The organism is Streptococcus sp. 27098_8_75, from assembly GCF_041432475.1.
GTDB classification, from domain to species: Bacteria; Bacillota; Bacilli; order Lactobacillales; family Streptococcaceae; genus Streptococcus; species Streptococcus gordonii.
Window position 1 is genome coordinate 285,532 of the sequence record NZ_JAPVZR010000004.1, and the last position, 18,930, is coordinate 304,461.

At 38.8% G+C, this 18,930-nt stretch carries 13 protein-coding genes; 12 read left to right on the forward strand and 1 reads right to left on the reverse strand.

What is annotated here, in order from left to right; translation table 11 throughout:
• Window positions 1-4: 4 nt before the first annotated feature.
• The 3 genes from O3640_RS08470 to sufB are packed head-to-tail and all read left to right on the forward strand — an operon-like array spanning window position 5 to window position 3,091.
• A complete protein-coding gene (locus tag O3640_RS08470) occupies window positions 5-1,237 on the forward strand; it encodes a cysteine desulfurase (RefSeq protein WP_227221463.1) in 1,233 nt (410 codons plus the stop codon).
• Complete coding sequence (gene sufU / locus O3640_RS08475) at window positions 1,224-1,661, forward strand: Fe-S cluster assembly sulfur transfer protein SufU (RefSeq protein WP_002902442.1); 438 nt, start codon at window positions 1,224-1,226, stop codon at window positions 1,659-1,661. The genes O3640_RS08470 and sufU overlap by 14 nt, the downstream gene beginning before the upstream one ends.
• A 17-nt stretch (window positions 1,662-1,678) precedes the next feature.
• A complete protein-coding gene (sufB, locus tag O3640_RS08480; protein ID WP_227221462.1) occupies window positions 1,679-3,091 on the forward strand; it encodes a Fe-S cluster assembly protein SufB in 1,413 nt (470 codons plus the stop codon).
• A 406-nt stretch (window positions 3,092-3,497) separates the two neighbouring features.
• Here the strand turns inward: sufB and pbp3 are convergent, their stop codons facing one another.
• Window positions 3,498-4,736, reverse strand: a complete 1,239-nt coding sequence (pbp3, locus tag O3640_RS08485; protein WP_227221461.1) for a D-alanyl-D-alanine carboxypeptidase PBP3 — start codon at window positions 4,734-4,736, stop codon at window positions 3,498-3,500.
• Between the two features lie 290 nt (window positions 4,737-5,026).
• Here pbp3 and O3640_RS08490 point away from each other — a divergent pair, with 290 nt between their 5' ends.
• The 9 genes from O3640_RS08490 (at window position 5,027) to O3640_RS08530 (ending at window position 18,843) form a co-directional block, all read left to right on the forward strand.
• A complete protein-coding gene (locus O3640_RS08490; RefSeq protein ID WP_268723258.1) occupies window positions 5,027-6,988 on the forward strand; it encodes a peptide ABC transporter substrate-binding protein in 1,962 nt (653 codons plus the stop codon).
• A 216-nt stretch (window positions 6,989-7,204) separates the two neighbouring features.
• On the forward strand, window positions 7,205-9,163 hold the full coding sequence (locus O3640_RS08495) for a peptide ABC transporter substrate-binding protein (protein ID WP_268723257.1): 1,959 nt from the start codon (window positions 7,205-7,207) through the stop codon (window positions 9,161-9,163).
• Between the two features lie 250 nt (window positions 9,164-9,413).
• On the forward strand, window positions 9,414-11,396 hold the full coding sequence (locus O3640_RS08500) for a peptide ABC transporter substrate-binding protein (RefSeq protein ID WP_061596799.1): 1,983 nt from the start codon (window positions 9,414-9,416) through the stop codon (window positions 11,394-11,396).
• A 277-nt stretch (window positions 11,397-11,673) separates the two neighbouring features.
• Window positions 11,674-13,665 carry a peptide ABC transporter substrate-binding protein gene (locus O3640_RS08505; RefSeq protein ID WP_061596800.1) on the forward strand — a complete coding sequence of 664 codons (1,992 nt, stop codon included), beginning with the start codon at window positions 11,674-11,676 and terminating at the stop codon, window positions 13,663-13,665.
• Between the two features lie 64 nt (window positions 13,666-13,729).
• The gene (locus tag O3640_RS08510) at window positions 13,730-15,226 is read left to right on the forward strand and encodes an ABC transporter permease (RefSeq protein ID WP_008809624.1); all 1,497 of its coding nucleotides are present in this window, start codon (window positions 13,730-13,732) and stop codon (window positions 15,224-15,226) included.
• Window positions 15,226-16,152 (forward strand): oligopeptide ABC transporter permease OppC, encoded by a 927-nt coding sequence (oppC, locus tag O3640_RS08515; protein WP_008809623.1) that lies wholly within the window; start codon window positions 15,226-15,228, stop codon window positions 16,150-16,152. Before O3640_RS08510 ends, oppC begins: the two co-directional genes overlap by 1 nt.
• An 8-nt stretch (window positions 16,153-16,160) precedes the next feature.
• Window positions 16,161-17,228: an ABC transporter ATP-binding protein gene (locus O3640_RS08520; RefSeq protein ID WP_008809622.1), complete on the forward strand. Its 1,068-nt coding sequence runs from the start codon at window positions 16,161-16,163 to the stop codon at window positions 17,226-17,228.
• A gap of 10 nt (window positions 17,229-17,238) precedes the next feature.
• Window positions 17,239-18,162, forward strand: a complete 924-nt coding sequence (locus O3640_RS08525) for an ATP-binding cassette domain-containing protein (RefSeq protein WP_008809621.1) — start codon at window positions 17,239-17,241, stop codon at window positions 18,160-18,162.
• Window positions 18,163-18,360: 198 nt separating this feature from the next.
• Entirely contained in the window at window positions 18,361-18,843 is a 483-nt protein-coding gene (locus O3640_RS08530) for a sigma-70 family RNA polymerase sigma factor (RefSeq protein WP_268723256.1), read from the forward strand.
• Window positions 18,844-18,930: the final 87 nt, after the last annotated feature.

Here is an 18,930-nt window from a genome sequence, read left to right on the forward strand (position 1 = left end):
CTTTATGTCTGGATTTAATGCAGAAGCAATCAAGCAAGATTTTCCCATTTTGGACCAAATTGTCAATGATGAGCCTTTGGTTTATTTGGACAATGCGGCGACAACCCAGAAACCCACGCGGGTGCTAGCGGCTATCGAGAACTACTATCTTAGAGACAATGCCAACGTCCACCGTGGTGTGCATACGCTGGCCGAGCGGGCGACGGCAGCTTATGAAGCAGCCAGAGAAAGAGTTCGTTCTTTTATCAATTCGGCTTCTAGCAGAGAAGTCCTCTTTACACGAGGAACCACGACGAGTCTCAATTGGGTGGCTCAGTTTGCGGCTGAAAGGCTGCAACCTGGTGATGAAGTGCTGATTTCGATTATGGAGCACCATTCCAATGTCATTCCCTGGCAGGAAGCTTGTAGAAAGACTGGAGCCAAGCTGGTCTATGTCTATCTCAAAAATGGTGCTCTGGATATGGAAGATTTCTGTGCCAAGCTTAATGAACGGACCAAGTTTGTCTCTCTGGCTCATGCCTCTAACGTCCTTGGGGTCATCAACCCCATCAAGGAGATTGCTCAGTTGGTCCATCAGCAAGGAGCGCTTTTGGTGGTGGATGGGGCTCAATCTACTCCACACATGAAGATTGATGTACAGGATTTGGATGTAGATTTCTTCGCCTTTTCGGGACATAAGATGGCTGGTCCGACTGGTATCGGGGTTCTCTATGGCAAGGAAGAGCTGCTAGAAGAGATGTCGCCTGTCGAGTTCGGTGGCGAAATGATTGATTTCGTCTATGAACAGGAAGCGACCTGGAAGAAATTGCCTTGGAAGTTTGAGGCTGGAACGCCGAATATGGCAGGAGCAATCGGTCTTGCAGCGGCTATTGATTATTTGGAAGACTTGGGCATGGATGCTATTACTCAGCATGAGCAGGATCTGATTGCCTATGTATTTCCTAAACTTCAGGCAGTGGAAGGCTTGACCATATATGGCTCTCAAGATTTGGCTCAGCGCTCAGGCGTGATTGCCTTTAACCTGGATGGTCTCCATCCGCATGATGTCGCGACAGCTTTGGACTACGAAGGAGTGGCTGTTCGGGCGGGTCATCATTGTGCCCAGCCCCTACTCACCTATCTGCAGGTGCCAGCGACTGTGCGGGCTAGCTTTTATATCTACAATACCTATGCAGATTGTGACAAGCTGGTAGATGCTTTAGAAAAGACAAAGGAGTTTTTCAATGGCGCTTTCTAAGTTAGACAGTCTTTACAAGGCGGTTGTGACCGACCACTCGGCTCACCCCCATCATCATGGGAAACTGGAAGATGTGGAGCAGGTAGTTCTCAATAATCCGACATGTGGTGATGTTATCAGCTTGTCTGTGAAGTTTAATGCTGAAAATCAGATTGAAGATATTGCCTTTGTTAATTCCGGCTGTACCATCTCAACGGCTTCGGCTAGCATGATGACGGATGCGGTTCTGGGCAAGACAAAAGAGCAGGCGCTGGAATTAGCAGAAGTTTTCTCGCAGATGGTTCAGGGGCAAGAAGATAGTCGCCAGAAAGAATTGGGAGATGGAGCCTTTTTAGCTGGCGTTGCCAAATTCCCGCAGCGGATTAAGTGTGCGACCTTGGGTTGGAATGCCCTCAAGCGAGCAATTGAAGAAGATAAAAAGTAAGAATGTGAAAGGAAATTATGTCAGAAGAAAGAGTAGAACCAAAACCGATTGATCTCGGTGAGTACAAGTTTGGTTTCCATGATGATGTCGAACCTGTCCTCTCAACAGGAAAAGGGCTGAATGAAGCGGTCATTCGTGAGCTTTCAGCTGCAAAGGATGAACCAGAATGGATGCTGGATTTCCGCCTCAAATCCTACGAGGCTTTCAAGAAGATGCCGATGCAGACTTGGGGTCCGGATTTGTCAGAAATTAATTTTGATGACTTGATTTATTACCAAAAGGCGTCTGATAAGCCAGCTAGAAGCTGGGATGAAGTGCCTGAGAAGATTAAGGAAACCTTTGAGAAGATTGGGATCCCAGAAGCGGAGAGAGCCTACCTGGCTGGTGCGGCAGCCCAGTATGAGTCTGAAGTGGTTTACCATAATATGAAGGAAGAGTTCCAAAAGTTAGGAATAGTCTTTACAGATACCGACTCAGCTCTCAAGGAATATCCAGAACTCTTCAAGCAATATTTTGCTAAGCTGGTCCCTCCGACAGACAATAAGTTGGCAGCCCTCAATTCTGCTGTCTGGTCTGGTGGTACCTTCATCTATGTTCCAAAAGGTGTCAAAGTGGATATTCCGCTACAAACCTACTTCCGAATTAACAATGAAAATTCTGGTCAGTTTGAGCGGACTTTGATCATCGTCGATGAGGGTGCTAGTGTTCATTATGTAGAAGGGTGTACAGCTCCGACGTACTCTAGTAATAGTCTCCATGCGGCTATTGTTGAAATTTTTGCCCTTGATGGTGCCTACATGCGCTACACAACTATCCAAAACTGGTCGGATAATGTCTACAACCTCGTGACCAAACGGGCGCGGGCTATGAAAGATGCGACCGTTGAGTGGATTGATGGGAACCTCGGTGCGAAAACAACGATGAAATATCCATCTGTCTATTTGGACGGACCTGGTGCGCGTGGAACCATGCTTTCCATTGCCTTTGCTAATGCAGGACAACATCAAGATACTGGTGCTAAGATGATCCACAATGCGTCACATACTAGCTCATCTATTGTTTCCAAGTCCATTGCCAAGGGCGGAGGTAAGGTAGACTACCGTGGTCAAGTAACCTTTGCTAAAAATTCTAAGAAATCTGTCAGCCATATTGAGTGTGATACGATTATCATGGATGATCTTTCGGCTTCGGATACCATTCCCTTTAATGAAATTCACAATTCTCAGGTGGCTCTGGAGCATGAGGCCAAAGTTTCTAAGATTTCAGAAGAACAACTCTACTATCTCATGAGCCGTGGCTTGTCCGAATCCGAAGCGACAGAAATGATTGTCATGGGCTTTGTTGAGCCATTCACCAAAGAACTGCCTATGGAATACGCTGTTGAGCTGAATCGCTTGATCAGCTATGAAATGGAAGGATCAGTTGGATAAAAGCTGTGGAACAAAAGTAAATTATTTTTAAAACAAAGATTGTTCCTCTTGTTTCTAAACTTAGGTTTAGAAGACTATTTAGGTTTTTTGTTAAAGAATCTTTTGAATATGAAAAAGCCAGGCTGAGATAAAACTATCTCAGCCTTTTTTAGTGTGGATGAAGTGTGTGCTTTTAAAAATCAGCAGGGTGGGAATGAACAATTAAGCTAATAGAAATTGTTCATGTATTTCTTCTGGCTCTGTCTTGTGGTGGATTGAGCGACTAAGAAGTTCTAGTAGTTACTTTGTCCCCTTTAAGATTTGGTGATGTTTAAGTTGCAGTTTAGAATAAAATAAGAAGTGAAAACGTCGCTTCAATTGATTTTTTTATTCAAAAAACATCAGGAAGTTTTCCTTCCTGATGTTTCTATAATTTTTTATTAACGTATTCTACAAAGTTATTCCACCAGACTTTCAAGAAAAAGCCTTGCGCAACTTCCTTTTTGGTTTCCATAGTAATGCTAGGTTCTTCTTTCAAATAGCCTTTACCAATTAAATCAGTATCTTTGTAGCTTAAAGTTCCGATTGGTGTATGTGCTGCGAGAGGAGCTTTGAACTCCTGTTTATTTTTTTTGAAAGTGACTTTTGGTTCTGAGTCACTCCCAATTCTCTGGATAATATTCAAATCATTTGATGCAACAACCTTGATTTGATCTTCATTTCCGTTGATGATTGAAATGTGACTGTCTTCATAAGGGGTACCCTTTTCGGCTAATGTAGTTACTACGAAGTTATTGGCGATATAGTCCATGACGCTAGCAGTGGCTAGGAAAAGAGCTTTTATATCTTCTTCAGCATTTTCGACATTTAAAACGACTGTAATGAGTCTCATATCTCTTTCATTAGCAGAAGCGATGAAGGAGAGGCCACCTTGGTCGGAAATTCCGATCTTTAATCCATCCACCCCCTTGCGATAAGAAGGCATGTCTTTTAACATATAATTCGAACTATTGACTTCTAATCCGTCAAAGTTGAAGCTAGTTTTTTCGGTAATATTTAAAACTTGCGGATAATCTTTAATGAGATGATAAGATATAAGGGCCATATCATAGGCGCTTAGCTGATTTTCTTCATCTTTTTTGGAATTAGGATAGATATTATCTCCGAGATGAGAGTTGTTTAAACCAGTTGAATTGACAATTTTTGCATCAGAAATTCCCCATTCTTTTAGTTTGGCTTTCATAAGATCGACAAACTTTTTTTCGCTTCCAGAAATTTTTTCAGCTAGGGCGATGGTGGCGCTGTTAGCATTAGCGATAAGAGAAGCTTCTAACAATTCTTCTACAGAGTAGCTTCCTTTGTCTAGAGGGAGGTTGCTGATGTCGTAATTAGTTGTCAGATTTAGAGCATATTCGGAAATTTCTACCTGGCTGTCCATAGTAATTTTCTCAGCTTTTATGGCGTCATAGACCAGATAGGCTGATAGCAGTTTGGTCAGACTTCCTATTGGTACAGGGCTAGTAGCCTCTTTTTCATAGAGAATTTTTCCAGTATTTGCATCAAAAGCGATAGCATTTTTGGCGGCAACATCAAAGTCATCTGCAGAAACAAGAGTACAGAAGCTGCAAAATAAACAAGTAAATAAAAGTACTATAATTTTTTTCATATCTCTTCCTTTGAGTAGGGATAATCCTATTGTACCATAAAAATGGCTGTTGTAGAGGTTTGTCTTCTTTGAAAAAAGTATTATGAATAAATATACTTTGTGAATATGAACGTTTTTTTAATGATCTTTTTACATTATTTTTATTTCAAACAAAAAGACGAACAAAAGTGAATGTGTAGGCGTTCGCGGAACAAAAAACAATATAATGCTTAAAAATTTTTTAAAAAATACTTGTTTTTATAAAATAATAGAGTATAATAATACAAATAACATTAAAAGGAGATGCGACAATGAAACCAGTGAAAAAATTAGCTGTTTTAGGGCTTACGCTTGCTTCTGTTTTTACCTTAGCAGCATGTGGAAATTCTAACTCAGGGGCTTCAAAGACTTATTCTTATGTCTATTCAACAGACCCAGATACCTTGGATTATACAAATTCTAATCGTCAAACTACGTCTGATGTTATTGCAAACTTAGTGGATGGACTATTAGAAAATGATAGATACGGAAATCTTGTGCCATCTCTGGCAGAAGATTGGACAGTGTCGAAAGATGGTTTGACTTATACATATAAGCTTCGGAAGGGTGCTAAATGGTATACTTCTGAGGGTGAAGAATATGCAGAAGTCAAAGCGCAGGACTTTGTTACTGGTTTGAAGCACGCGGCTGACAGCAATTCAGATGCGTTGCCGATTGTTCAAAGCTCTATCAAAGGTTTGGATGCTTATGTAAAAGGTGAAAGTAAGGATTTCTCAACAGTTGGAGTTAAGGCGATTGACGATTATACAGTCCAATATACACTCAATCAGCCAGAAAGTTATTGGAATTCTAAAACCACAATGGGTATTCTTTTCCCAATTAACGAAGAATTTTTAAAATCATCTGGTAAAGATTTCGGTACTGTAAAACCTTCAGGAATTCTCTATAACGGTCCATATTTCCTGAAGTCCTTCACATCTAAATCATCTATTGAATATACAAAAAATGACAACTATTGGGATAAGGGCAACGTGAAAATTTCAGACGTCAAGTTGACTTACTTTGATGGTTCTGATCAAGAGGCGCTTGTTCGTAACTTTAAAGATGGTACATACACACAAGCTCGTTTGTATCCAAATAGTTCAAGTTATGCTTCAGTACAAAAACAATACAAAGACAATATTGTATACTCTCCTCAAGATGCAACATCATTCTTTTACGCCTTTAACTACAACCGTAAAGCCTACAATTTTACAGCCAAGACAACAGATGCTCAAAAGACATCTACAACAGCTGCTCTCTTAAATAAAGATTTCCGTCAGGCTATCAACTTCGCTTTCAATCGGACAGTTTATGGAGCTCAGCAAAACGGTCAAGAGGGAGCAACTAGCTCACTTAGAAATAGCTTAGTACCGCCAACATTCGTTCAGATTGGTGAAAAGAACTTCGGAGACATAGTTGAAAAAGATTTGGTGAGCTATGGTGATGAGTGGAAGGGTGTTAAGTTGGACGATGCTCAGGATGGACTCTTTAATGTTGAGAAAGCTAAGGCAGAATTTGCCAAAGCAAAAGAAGCTCTCCAAGCACAAGGTGTTGAATTCCCAATTCACTTAGATCTTCCTGTTGAACAAACAAACAACCTCTTGGTACAGCAGGCTAATTCATTTAAACAATCAGTTGAAGAAGCCCTTGGTAAAGATAATGTTGTTATTGATGTACAGCAAATGTCTACAGAAAATAAAAATAATGCAACGTACTTTGCGGAGACTGCGGCTCAAAAAGACTACGATGTCAACATTGCTGGTTGGGGTCCTGACTTCCAAGATCCATCAACTTATTTGAATATTTTTGATCCAGATAAAGGAGATATGCTCCAAAATATCGGTTTGGAAAAAGGACAAAATGCTGATTTAGCAGACAAACTGGGCTTGAACGAATTTAAGAAATTAAATGAAGAGGCAGATTCTGAAAAACAAGATACAACTGCTCGCTATACAAAATATGCAGCAGCTCAAGCTTGGTTAACAGATAGCTCTTTGGTCATTCCGATTCAATCAAACGGTGGTAGTCCGCTTGTTATGAAGGCAGTTCCGTTCACAAAACCTTACTCTCTGGTTGGTATCAAAGGTGATGCTTACGTCTTTAAGTACAGAGAAGTTCAAAATGACATTGTAACGGCGAAAGACTACAAAGCCGCTGAGAAAAAATGGAAGAAAGAAAAAGAAAAATCAAATGCCAAAGCTCAAGAAGAATTGGCTGATCATGTTAAATAGACCTAAGGCTCTACATCTTTGTGATGTAGAGTTTTTTGCTCATATGTAATGTTTTCTGACATGAAAAATGAAAAAACAGTCAATTTTTACTTAAAACGATTTATTTTTTCAGGGAAATAGGGTATAATGGACAAAATGGTAAAAAACTAGAGTGATATTTCAGAGAAAACCTCTCATGGATGATTTGAATATCTCTTATTTTGAAAGGAGTATTTCATGAATAAGAAAAAAAGATTTGTTGGAGTTGGACTTGCAGTTTTATCTTCTGTGATTTTAGCTGCTTGTAGTTCAACAGCATCTAATACAAAGGTGTATTCTTATGTATATAGTAGTGATCCAGATTCTTTGGACTATGTAGTTGCTAATCGTGCTACCACTTCAGATGTTACTGGAAATCTGATTGATGGTTTGCTTGAAAATGATAAGTATGGGAATTTGATTCCGTCTCTTGCTGAAGATTGGACCGTATCTAAGGATGGTTTGACCTATACTTACAAGCTTCGAAAAGATGCTAAGTGGTATACCTCAGATGGCGAAGAGTATGCTGAGGTAAAAGCTCAAGATTTTGTGACAGGATTGAAGCACGCAGCCGATGGCAAATCTGAAGCTCTTTACCTTGTTCAAAATTCTATCAAAGGATTGGATGCCTATATCAAAGGGGAAACTAAAGACTTTTCTACTGTAGGTGTAAAAGCACTGGATGATTATACAGTGCAGTATACTTTGAATAAGCCAGAAAGTTACTGGAATTCGAAGACGACTAGTGGTATCTTATTCCCGATAAATGCTGATTTCTTAGCTTCCCAAGGAAGTGGTTTTGGATCAGCTAAACCGTCTAGTATTTTATACAATGGTCCTTATATTTTGAAGTCTTTAACGGCAAAGTCTTCTATTGAATATAAGAAAAACGAAAAATATTGGGATAAAGAAAATGTTCCCATTGAAGATGTAAAACTATCTTATTATGATGGATCTGATCAGGAATCCTTAGTTCGTAATTTTAGCGATGGTGCCTATACCCTGGCTCGTGTATTCCCAAATAGTTCAAACTATGCCTCTGTTAAAAAGAAATATGCGGATAATATTACTTATTCTCAACAAGGTGGCACTTCATTTTTCTATGTCTTTAATGTAAATCGTCAGTCTTATAATCATACTTCTAAGAAAGATGACAAGCAGAAATCAGATACCAAGGCTGCTATTTTAAACAAAGATTTCCGTCAGGCAATCGGTTTTGCTTTTGACCGAAAAGCTTACGCAGCTCAAACGAATGGTGAAGACGGCGCATCAATGGTCTTGCGTAATCTTGCAGTACCACCGACATTTGTGCAGATTAGGGATCGGAATTTTGGAGATGTCGTGAAAGAAAAACTAGCGAGCTACGGTCAAGAGTGGTCTGATGTCAAGTTAGAGGATGCCCAAGACGGTCTATATAATGCTGAAAAAGCTAAAACAGAGTTTGCAAAAGCTAAAGAAGCACTGCAGGCTCAAGGTGTGAATTTCCCAATTCATCTAGATTTGCCAGTGAGTCAGTCTGATAAGGCTGGAATTCAACAAGCTAGTTCCTTTAAGCAGTCTGTTGAGTCAGCTCTAGGAAAAGATAATGTAGTAGTTGATCTCCAGCAAATGTCCGAAGATGACTTTAATAATACGGGTTATTTCGCCAACTCGGCTGCTCAAAAAGATTATGATCTTTCAACCAGTGGTTGGACTCCTGATTATCAAGATCCTTCTACATATTTAGATGTTTTTGATCCTACAAATGGTGGATTATTGCAAGCAATTGGAATTGAACCAGGTCAAAATCAAGATGTTGTGTCAGCTCTAGGATTAAATGATTATAAAGCTCTGAATGACGATGCAAATAAGGAAACGTCTGATACGAGCGTGCGTTATGAAAAATATGCAAATTCTCAAGCTTGGTTGACAGATAGTGGATTGACCCTTCCAAGCATCTCAAACGGTGCCAATCCGCTAGTTCAAAAATCAGTTCCATTTACTAGAGCTTACTCTTGGATTGGAAGCAAGGGGACTGCTACAAATTATAAATACATGCAGCTTCAAGAGGATGTTTTGACAACTAAGGATTATGAGAAGGCATTTAAAACCTGGATGAAAGAAAAAGAATCATCTAATGAAAAAGCTCAAAAAGAGTTAGAAAAACATGTAAAATAAAAACAACCCTAACGAGGAGGCTAAATAGCTTTCTCGTTTTTTTATGAGGATGAGATTATCAAGCTTTAAGTAGTGTCTTTGCCTGGTTTGATCGCCTCTTTTGGATGATTTCACAGGCACGTCCCAATATGCTATAACCAGCTATAAAAAATAATTATAACAATATAGATTTTTTTTGATAAAAAGGTTTTCATTTCTATTTGAGAAGTGTTATAATCTAAGATAAATCTAACCTAAATAGGAGAATGTTATGAAGAAACGCAATGTTTTAGCCATGGCTGGTGTTACTTTACTTGCTGTTGGTGTCTTAGCTGCCTGCTCTAGTTCTAAGTCTGGATCATCAAACACAAATACTAATTTTACTTATGTTTATCAAACAGACCCAGAAACTTTGGACTATACCTTGTCAAGTAAGACCTCTACCCACGAAATCACATCTAATGTCATTGATGGTTTGCTTGAAAATGACCAATATGGTAATCTTGTTCCATCTCTTGCAGAAAACTGGAGTGTATCTAAGGACGGCTTGACTTACACTTACAAATTGCGTAAGGGAGTTAAATGGTATACATCCGATGGCGAAGAATATGCAGATGTAACTGCTAAGGATTTTGTGACAGGTTTGAAACATGCTGTAGATAAAAAGTCAGAAGCTCTTTATATGGTGGAAAATTCCATCAAAGGATTGGATGCCTATATCAAAGGCGAAACAAAGGACTTCTCAACAGTAGGGATTAAAGCTGTCGATGATCATACCTTGCAGTTCACTTTGGAACACCCAGAAAGCTTCTGGAATTCTAAATTAACAATGGGTGTCCTATTCCCTGTTAATGAAGAGTTCTTGAAATCTAAAGGAGACAAATTCGGTCAAGCCACTGATCCGACAAGTATCCTTTATAATGGTCCATTCTTGTTGAAAAGTATAACTTCGAAGTCCTCTATCGAGTTTGCGAAAAATCAGAACTATTGGGATAAGGATAATGTCCATGTCGACAATGTTAAATTAGCTTTCTATGATGGGCAAGACCAAGAATCCTTAATTCGTGGCTTTAAAGACGGCTCTTATAGTAAGGCACGTGTTTATCCTCGTAGTTCAAACTATGCATCTGTAGAGAAAGAATATAAAGACAATATTATCTTTAGTCCTCAAGGTTCATCTACTTTCACTGTTTTCACAAACATTGATCGCCAAAGTTATAATCATACTTCTAAAACGACAGATGCACAAAAAACATCTACCAAAAAAGCTATCTTAAACAAAGACTTCCGTCAGGCTTTGAACTTTGCTTATGACCGTAAGGCCTATTCTGACCAAGTGAACGGTGAAGAAGGAGCCCTTAAATCCGTTCGTAATCTCTATGTTCCACCAACATTTGTCCAAGTTGGTGATAAGAATTTCGGAGATGTTGTAAAAGAAGATGTTGTCAAATACGGCGATGAGTGGAAAGACGTTGATTTCTCAGATGCGACTAACGGTCTCTACAATCCAGAGAAAGCCAAAGCGGAATTCGCCAAAGCAAAAGAAGCCCTTCAAGCAGAAGGCGTGGAATTCCCAATCCATCTGGATATACCAACAATCCAAACCAATACTCTTATTGTAAAACGGGCTCAATCTTTGAAACAGTCTATTGAAAAGAGTTTAGGAACAGACAATGTTGTGGTTGATATTCAAATGCTATCCCAAGAAGATGTTAATAATATCACCTACTACGCTCCAAATGCAGCTGCTTTGGATTGGGATATCACAGACCAACTTGGCTGGACTCCTGACTTCCAAGATCCATCATCATATTTGGAAATTTTACATCCTGAAACAGGAGACAATACAAAGAGTTTCCTTGGCTTTGAAGCAGGAAAAGGCAATGCAGCTGCTAAACAAATTGGTATGGATGAGTTTGGAAAACTTCTCGATGAAGCTGCAGCTGAGAAATCAGACGTAAATAAACGTTATGAAAAATACGCAGCAGCTCAAGCTTGGTTGACAGATAGTTCAATCTTACTTCCAAGTACTTCAAATGGTGGAGGAGCTGGTGTAACTAGGGTTGTGCCATTCACTGCTGCTTTTGGTTGGACAGGTAACAAATCAGATGGTGCCTTCCTCTACAAATACATCAAGCTTCAAGATAAACCAGTAACGAAGAAAGAGTATCAAGAAGCTGAGAAGAAATGGATTAAAGAAAAAGAAGAATCTAACAAAAAAGCTCAAGAAGAACTTGAGAAGCATATAAAATAATCCGTAATTCTCCCCTATCTCAATGAGAGATAGGGGTGTTTTAGTAATTAAGAAAGAAGAAGGATAGTTGTTTTTTAAGAACGAAAAGAGGATAGTAAGAGCCGTTATTTTTGAAATCGCCAATATTTCACATGTTGAATATCCTATAGGAGCTATGTATTTGTTGGCTATGTGAGTCAATATCACAAAATATTCTGACAATTCTGGTTTACATTTAAATTATTATGTGATATAATCTTAGACAAAACTAAATTTGAAATTGAAATGGAGAATATAGATGAAGAAAGGTAAAATCCTTGCACTTGCGGGAGTTGCTCTCTTAGCTACTGGTGTTCTTGCAGCGTGCTCAAATTCTACATCAAACTCATCAAACTCATCAAGCTCTGGCGCAGATCAAGTTTTTAACTATATCTACGAAGTTGACCCAGAAAACTTGAATTATTTGATCTCTAGTAAAGCAGCAACAACTGACCTTACAGCTAACTTGATCGATGGTCTTTTGGAAAATGACAACTATGGAAACTTGGTTCCATCGATGGCTGAAGATTGGACAGTGTCTAAGGATGGCTTGACTTATACTTATACACTTCGTAAGGATGCTAAATGGTATACTTCTGATGGTGAAGAATATGCTGATGTCAAGGCACAAGACTTTGTGGCAGGTCTAAAATACGCTGCTGACAACAAGTCTGAAACTCTTTACCTTGTTCAAAGTTCTATCAAGGGCTTGGATGACTACGTTAATGGTAAAACAAAGGATTTCTCATCAGTTGGCGTTAAAGCAGTTGATGACCACACAGTTCAATATACTTTAAATGAGCCAGAAAGTTTCTGGAACTCTAAAACAACAATGGGTATCCTTTATCCAGTCAATGAAGAGTTCTTGAAGTCTAAAGGTGACAAGTTTGCTCAAGCTGCTGACCCAACTAGTCTTCTATACAACGGGCCATTCCTACTTAAATCTATCACATCTAAATCATCTATTGAATTTGCTAAAAATCCAAATTATTGGGATAAAGATAATGTCCATGTGAGCGATGTTAAATTAACATACTTTGACGGGCAAGATCAAGGTAAACCAGCTGAGCAATTTGCTAAAGGTGCTCTAAGTGCGGCTAGACTCACTCCTACAAGTGCTACCTTCTCTAAAGTAGAAAAAGAATTCAAAGATAATATCGTTTATACTCCTCAAGATTCTTCAAGCTATTTAGTTGGGGTGAACATTGATCGTCAAGCGTACAATCACACAGCTAAGTCAAGTGATGCACAAAAATCATCAACAAAGAAAGCTTTGATGAATAAAGATTTCCGTCAAGCTTTGAGTTTTGCATTCGACAGAACGGCTTATGCTTCACAAGTTAATGGTAAAGAAGGGGCTACGAAAATGCTCCGCAATCTCTACATTCCACCTACTTTTGTTCAGGCAGATGGTAAGAGCTTCGGCGAACTTGTGAAAGAAAAAGTGGCTAGCTATGGAGATGAGTGGAAAGATGTAAACTTCGACGACGCTCAAGATGGCCTTTACAATAAAGAAAAAGCTAAAGCTGAATTTGCGAAAGCTAAAAAAGCTCTCCAAGAAGAAGGTGTAGAATTCCCTATTCATTTGGATATGCCAGTAGACCAAACTGCTAGTGCTAAAGTTCAGCGCGTTCAATCTTTGAAACAATCAATTGAGAGCTCGCTTGGGACAGATAATGTGGTTGTTGACATTCATCAAATGAAGACTGATGATGTTTTGAACATCACATATTATGCTGCTTCAGCTGCTGAAGAAGACTGGGATATTTCTGATAATGTTGGTTGGTCTCCTGACTATCAAGATCCATCAACTTATCTTGAAATTATCAAGCCTGGCGGTGAAAATACCAAAACATTCTTAGGGTTTGATGGTAAAGAAAATGCAGCTGCAGACCAAGTTGGTTTGAAGGAGTATGCTAAGCTAGTTGATGAAGCTGCCGCTGAAAAGACAGATGTAAATAAACGCTATGAAAAATATGCAGCCGCTCAAGCATGGCTAACAGATAGCGCCTTGTTGATACCAACAACAAGTAGGACTGGACGTCCAGTTTTAACTAAGATTGTACCATTTACAGCTCCTTTTGCTTGGTCTGGTGCTAAAGGTCGTGACATGGCAAGCTACAAATATCTAAAATTACAAGATAAAGCTGTCACAGCCAAAGAATATCAGAAAGCTCAAGAAAAATGGAATAAAGAACGTGCAGAATCTAATAAAAAAGCACAAGAAGAGTTAGAAAAACACGTGAAATAACCAATCATTAGAACTTTCTCTAAAAGGAGAGAAAGTTCTTTTGGGATTTTAAAGGAAACGATAAATGAAGAAATATATATTTATGCGTATCTTACGCTCCCTGGTGTCGATTTTCTTAGTAACGGCTTTGACCTATACCATTATTTATACAATGGTGCCAAGAAAATTGATTTTTAAACAGGATCCTAACTATAACAAGATAGCAACCACAAAAGATAAAAAAGCCAATTACGAAAACACAATCTATGAACGTATGGGCTATGTGGATTATTATGATACGAAAGAGTTACAGGAGAAAGCTAGCAAGGAAGATAGCTCTGTAACTGTTGAAGGAACTGATGCAAACAAAAAAATCTACGAAGCTTATATCAAAAAATTAGGTAATGGCTGGAAGCTTCACCAATTTGAAGAAAGCAAGCAGTTTTATGCTGTTCGTGAGGTGCCAGTTCTTGAACGTGTTCTTGGCTTCTATGGGAATTTGATTCAATTTGACCATACTGGTTTTGTCAAAGATGAAACGAATCCAAAACTTAAACGTTATATTCGTATTGAAAACGACCCTGCTATTGGTTGGTCTGTAGTTGGATCAGGGACGAAGCATAAATATTTACTATACTTTAATGCTCAATTCCCGTTTGTTCATCAAAATTTTGTGACCTTGAACTTAGGAAATTCTTACCCAACTTATGCAAATATTCCTGTATTACAGGTTATTTCACAAGGGCAAGGACAAACCAAGTCATCTGAGGTTCAATTCCCTACAGGAAAGAAAACCTCATCAGTTAATATCTATTCACGTACTTACAAGTCACCAAGTAAAGCTGATTCGCGAGATATTGCAAACTATGGAAAAGACGATCCATATACAGCTACAGAGAGCAACTATCAATATCCATCCATGCTTGTTAGCTCAGCGATTATTGGTTTGATTGGTATTGCAATCTCTTATTTAATTGCTGTCCCATTAGGGTCTTACATGGCTCGCTTTAAAAACACTTGGATTGATAGTTCATTAACGGGTCTCTTGACCTTCCTTTTGGCCCTGCCAACAATTGCCTTAGTTTATATTATTCGCTTGGGTGGTTCATCTGTTGGTCTTCCAGATTCTTTCCCAGTTCTTGGTGCGGGAGATTGGCGTTCGTACGTTCTTCCAGCAGTTATTCTGGGACTTTTGGGTGCACCAAGCACAGCTATCTGGATTCGTCGTTATATGATCGATTTACAATCCCAAGACTTTGTACGTTTTGCCCGGGCTAAAGGATTATCTGAAAAAGAAATTTCAAATAAACACATTTTCAAAAATGCCATGGTTCCATTGGTATCAGGAATTCCAGGAGCCGTTATCGGGGTTATTCAAGGAGCAACCTTGACAGAAACTGTCTTCGCTTTCCCTGGTATGGGTAAAATGTTGATTGACTCAGTTAAAGCTTCAAATAACTCTATGGTAGTCGGATTGGTCTTCATTTTCACTGGTTTATCAGTCTTTGCCTTACTCTTAGGTGATATTTTGATGACTATGCTTGACCCACGTATTAAATTAACAACAAAAGGAGGTAAATAATGGCTTCTATTGATAAAAATAAATTCCAATTTGTCAAACGCGATGATTTTGCCTCTGAAGCAATTGATGCTCCAGCTTATTCGTATTGGAGATCTGTTATTCGCCAATTTCTGAAGAAGAAATCTACCATTATTATGTTGGCGATTTTGCTAACCATTATTTTAATGAGTTTTATTTACCCGATGTTGTCTGATTTTGATTATAACGATGTAAGTAAAGTTAATGATTTTAGTGCTCGTTATATTGCGCCAAATGGAAAATATTGGTTTGGTACAGATAGCAATGGTAAATCTCTCTTTGATGGAGTGTGGTTTGGTGCTCGTAATTCTATCTTGATTTCCGTTATTGCGACAGCCATTAACTTGATCATTGGGATTGTTGTTGGTGGTATTTGGGGGATTTCTAAATCTGTTGACCGCGTTATGATGGAAGTTTATAATGTCATCTCAAATATTCCGCAATTGTTGATCGTTATTGTTTTGACTTATTCAATCGGGGCCGGATTCTGGAATCTAATCTTTGCCATGACAATTACTTCATGGATTTCGATTGCTTACTTAATTCGTGTACAAATCATGCGGTATCGTGATTTAGAGTACAACCTTGCCAGCCGTACTTTGGGAACGTCTACTTTTAAAATTGTTGCTCGAAACATTATGCCACAACTGGTATCTGTGATCATGACAACTAGCTCTCAAATGCTGCCAAGCTTTATCTCTTATGAAGCCTTCCTTTCTTTCTTTGGTTTGGGGCTTCCAGTAACTGTGCCAAGTTTAGGGCGTTTGATTTCTGACTATTCACAAAACGTTACAACCAATGCTTACCTTTTCTGGATTCCGTTGACAACCTTGATTTTGGTATCCTTGTCCCTTTTCATCGTCGGACAAAATTTAGCGGATGCTAGTGATCCACGTACACATAGATAGGAGTAAATATGATACAAAATAAAAATGTAATATTGACTGCTCGCGATATTGTCGTGGAATTTGACGTTCGTGATAAAGTCCTGACAGCCATTCGAGGTGTATCCCTTGATTTGGTTGAAGGAGAAGTATTAGCTTTGGTAGGAGAATCAGGATCAGGTAAGTCTGTGTTGACTAAAACATTCACTGGGATGTTGGAAGATAATGGGCGCGTTGCGCAAGGTGTTATTAACTACCGTGGTCAAGATTTGACAACTTTAAAATCAAATAAAGATTGGGAAAAAATTCGTGGTGCTAAGATCGCTACGATTTTCCAAGATCCTATGACTAGTTTGGATCCAATCAATACAATAGGAAGTCAAATTACTGAGGTTATTATCAAACACCAAGGCAAAGATGCAAAAGAAGCCAAAGAAATGGCAATCGACTATATGAAAAAAGTTGGAATACCTGATGCAGAACGTCGGTTTGAAGAGTATCCTTTCCAATATTCTGGAGGAATGCGCCAACGTATTGTTATCGCGATTGCTCTTGCCTGTCGTCCAGATATTCTAATTTGTGATGAGCCAACAACAGCTTTGGATGTGACAATTCAAGCACAAATTATCGAACTTTTGAAATCATTGCAGAACGAATACCGCTTTACAACTATATTTATCACTCATGACTTGGGTGTTGTTGCTAGTATTGCCGATAAAGTAGCGGTTATGTATGCTGGTGAGATTGTTGAATACGGGACGGTTGAAGAAATTTTTTACGATCCACGCCATCCTTATACATGGAGCTTGTTATCTAGCTTGCCACAGTTGGCCAATGATCATGGTGAACTCTTCTCTATCCCAGGAACTCCTCCGTCTCTTTATACCGAGTTGAAAGGTGATGCCTTTGCTCTTCGTTCGGATTACGCTATGCAAATTGATTTCGAAGAAAAAGCACCACAATTCCAAGTTACAGAAACTCATTGGGCTAAAACTTGGTTGCTTCATGAAGATGCACCAAAGGTTCACAAGCCTGAAATTATTGAAAATTTACATGATAAAATTCGCTTGAATATGGGCTTTGCTCATTTAGAAGGCTAGGAGGAAGGAAATGTCTGAAAAATTAGTAGAAGTTAAAGATTTGGAGATTTCCTTTGGTGAAGGGAAGAAGAAATTTGTAGCTGTTAAAAATGCAAATTTCTTTATTAATAGAGGAGAAACTTTCTCACTCGTAGGTGAATCCGGCTCAGGGAAAACTACAATCGGTCGCGCAATCATTGGTTTGAATGAGACGAGTAAAGGTGAAATCTTCTTTGATGGAAAGCAGATTAATGGGAAGAAATCTAAAAAAGAATCTGCGGAGATTATTCGTAAGATTCAAATGATTTTCCAGGATCCTGCGGCAAGCTTAAATGAGCGTGCAACAGTTGACTATATCATTTCTGAGGGCTTGTACAACTATCATTTGTTTGAAAATGAAGAAGAAAGAGTTCAAAAGGTCAAAGATATTATTCATGAAGTTGGATTGCTTTCCGAACATTTGACACGTTATCCGCATGAATTCTCAGGTGGGCAACGTCAACGCATTGGGATAGCGCGGGCTCTAGTCATGCAACCAGATTTTGTTATTGCTGACGAACCAATTTCAGCTTTAGATGTATCTGTTCGTGCTCAAGTCCTAAACCTTCTAAAGAAATTCCAAAAAGAGTTGGGGTTAACCTATCTATTCATCGCTCACGATTTGTCAGTGGTACGCTTCATTTCGGATCGTATCGCAGTTATCTATAAAGGTGTTATTGTTGAAGTTGCTGAAACAGAAGAGCTCTTTAACAATCCAATTCATCCTTATACCAAATCGTTATTATCAGCTGTTCCAATTCCAGATCCAATCTTGGAGCGTAAAAAAGTACTTAAAGTCTACGATCCGGATCAACATGACTATTCAGTTGAAAAACCTGAAATGGTTGAAATTAAACCTGGCCACTTTGTTTGGGCTAACAAAACTGAAGTAGAGAACTATAAAAAAGAACTCTAATATCTAAAAACAAATCATTCTTGAAGATGATTTGTTTTTTTACTAAAAAACACACCAAAAAGTATGTGAAAAGCAATTTTTAATTCATTATAAAAATAAATTAGTTACAAACACACGCCAATGTCCGCAAAAGCTTAGTTCTTTGATAGATTAATAGATGAGGATAAAACCTCTAAAACCAAAAGAAAGGACAAGTCAATGAAATTTGAGGAGGTATACAAACAAGTTGAAGGGATAGTCAAGCGCTGTTATAAAGATTATTATCTGCACTTATGGGAGTATGCAGATTGGAGGCAGGAAGGAATGTTGGTGTTGTACGAATTATTAAAAAGTCATCCCAACCTACTGGAAGATCATCCACGCCTGTACCGTTACTTCAAGACCAAGTTTCGGAACAGAATTCATGATTTGATTCGCCGACAAGAGAGTCAAAAACGCAAATTGGACAGGCAACCCTATGAAGAGGTCAGCGAGATAGGCCATCGATTAAGAATGAAGGAGCTTTATCTAGATGAACTGGTAGCCTTTAGAAGTGCCATGACAGAGTATAGAAGCCGTCTCAGTCCAGAAGAGACAAAACAATACGAGAGGCTGATGGCAGATGAAAGATTCAAAGGACGTAAGGCAATGCTCAAAGATTTGTCCTATCACTTAAGGGATTTCAATCCCCGTTTAGATTAAAAAGAAGGGAGAGGCAATCTCCCTTTCGTTCTGTAATCACGTTTCACGCTCAAAAAAAGACTAAGAAGAGAATCGGAATAAAAAAAG

Excerpts from the sequence above, each read along its gene's own strand:
- O3640_RS08470 (WP_227221463.1), top strand. The coding sequence starts at position 5 with ATGTCTGGATTTAATGCAGAAGCAATCAAGCAAGATTTTCCCATTTTG.
- sufU (WP_002902442.1), top strand. The coding sequence starts at position 1,224 with ATGGCGCTTTCTAAGTTAGACAGTCTTTACAAGGCGGTTGTGACCGAC.
- sufB (WP_227221462.1), top strand. The coding sequence starts at position 1,679 with ATGTCAGAAGAAAGAGTAGAACCAAAACCGATTGATCTCGGTGAGTAC.
- pbp3 (WP_227221461.1), bottom strand. The coding sequence starts at position 4,736 with ATGAAAAAAATTATAGTACTTTTATTTACTTGTTTATTTTGCAGCTTC.
- O3640_RS08490 (WP_268723258.1), top strand. The coding sequence starts at position 5,027 with ATGAAACCAGTGAAAAAATTAGCTGTTTTAGGGCTTACGCTTGCTTCT.
- O3640_RS08495 (WP_268723257.1), top strand. The coding sequence starts at position 7,205 with ATGAATAAGAAAAAAAGATTTGTTGGAGTTGGACTTGCAGTTTTATCT.
- O3640_RS08500 (WP_061596799.1), top strand. The coding sequence starts at position 9,414 with ATGAAGAAACGCAATGTTTTAGCCATGGCTGGTGTTACTTTACTTGCT.
- O3640_RS08505 (WP_061596800.1), top strand. The coding sequence starts at position 11,674 with ATGAAGAAAGGTAAAATCCTTGCACTTGCGGGAGTTGCTCTCTTAGCT.
- O3640_RS08510 (WP_008809624.1), top strand. The coding sequence starts at position 13,730 with ATGAAGAAATATATATTTATGCGTATCTTACGCTCCCTGGTGTCGATT.
- oppC (WP_008809623.1), top strand. The coding sequence starts at position 15,226 with ATGGCTTCTATTGATAAAAATAAATTCCAATTTGTCAAACGCGATGAT.
- O3640_RS08520 (WP_008809622.1), top strand. The coding sequence starts at position 16,161 with ATGATACAAAATAAAAATGTAATATTGACTGCTCGCGATATTGTCGTG.
- O3640_RS08525 (WP_008809621.1), top strand. The coding sequence starts at position 17,239 with ATGTCTGAAAAATTAGTAGAAGTTAAAGATTTGGAGATTTCCTTTGGT.
- O3640_RS08530 (WP_268723256.1), top strand. The coding sequence starts at position 18,361 with ATGAAATTTGAGGAGGTATACAAACAAGTTGAAGGGATAGTCAAGCGC.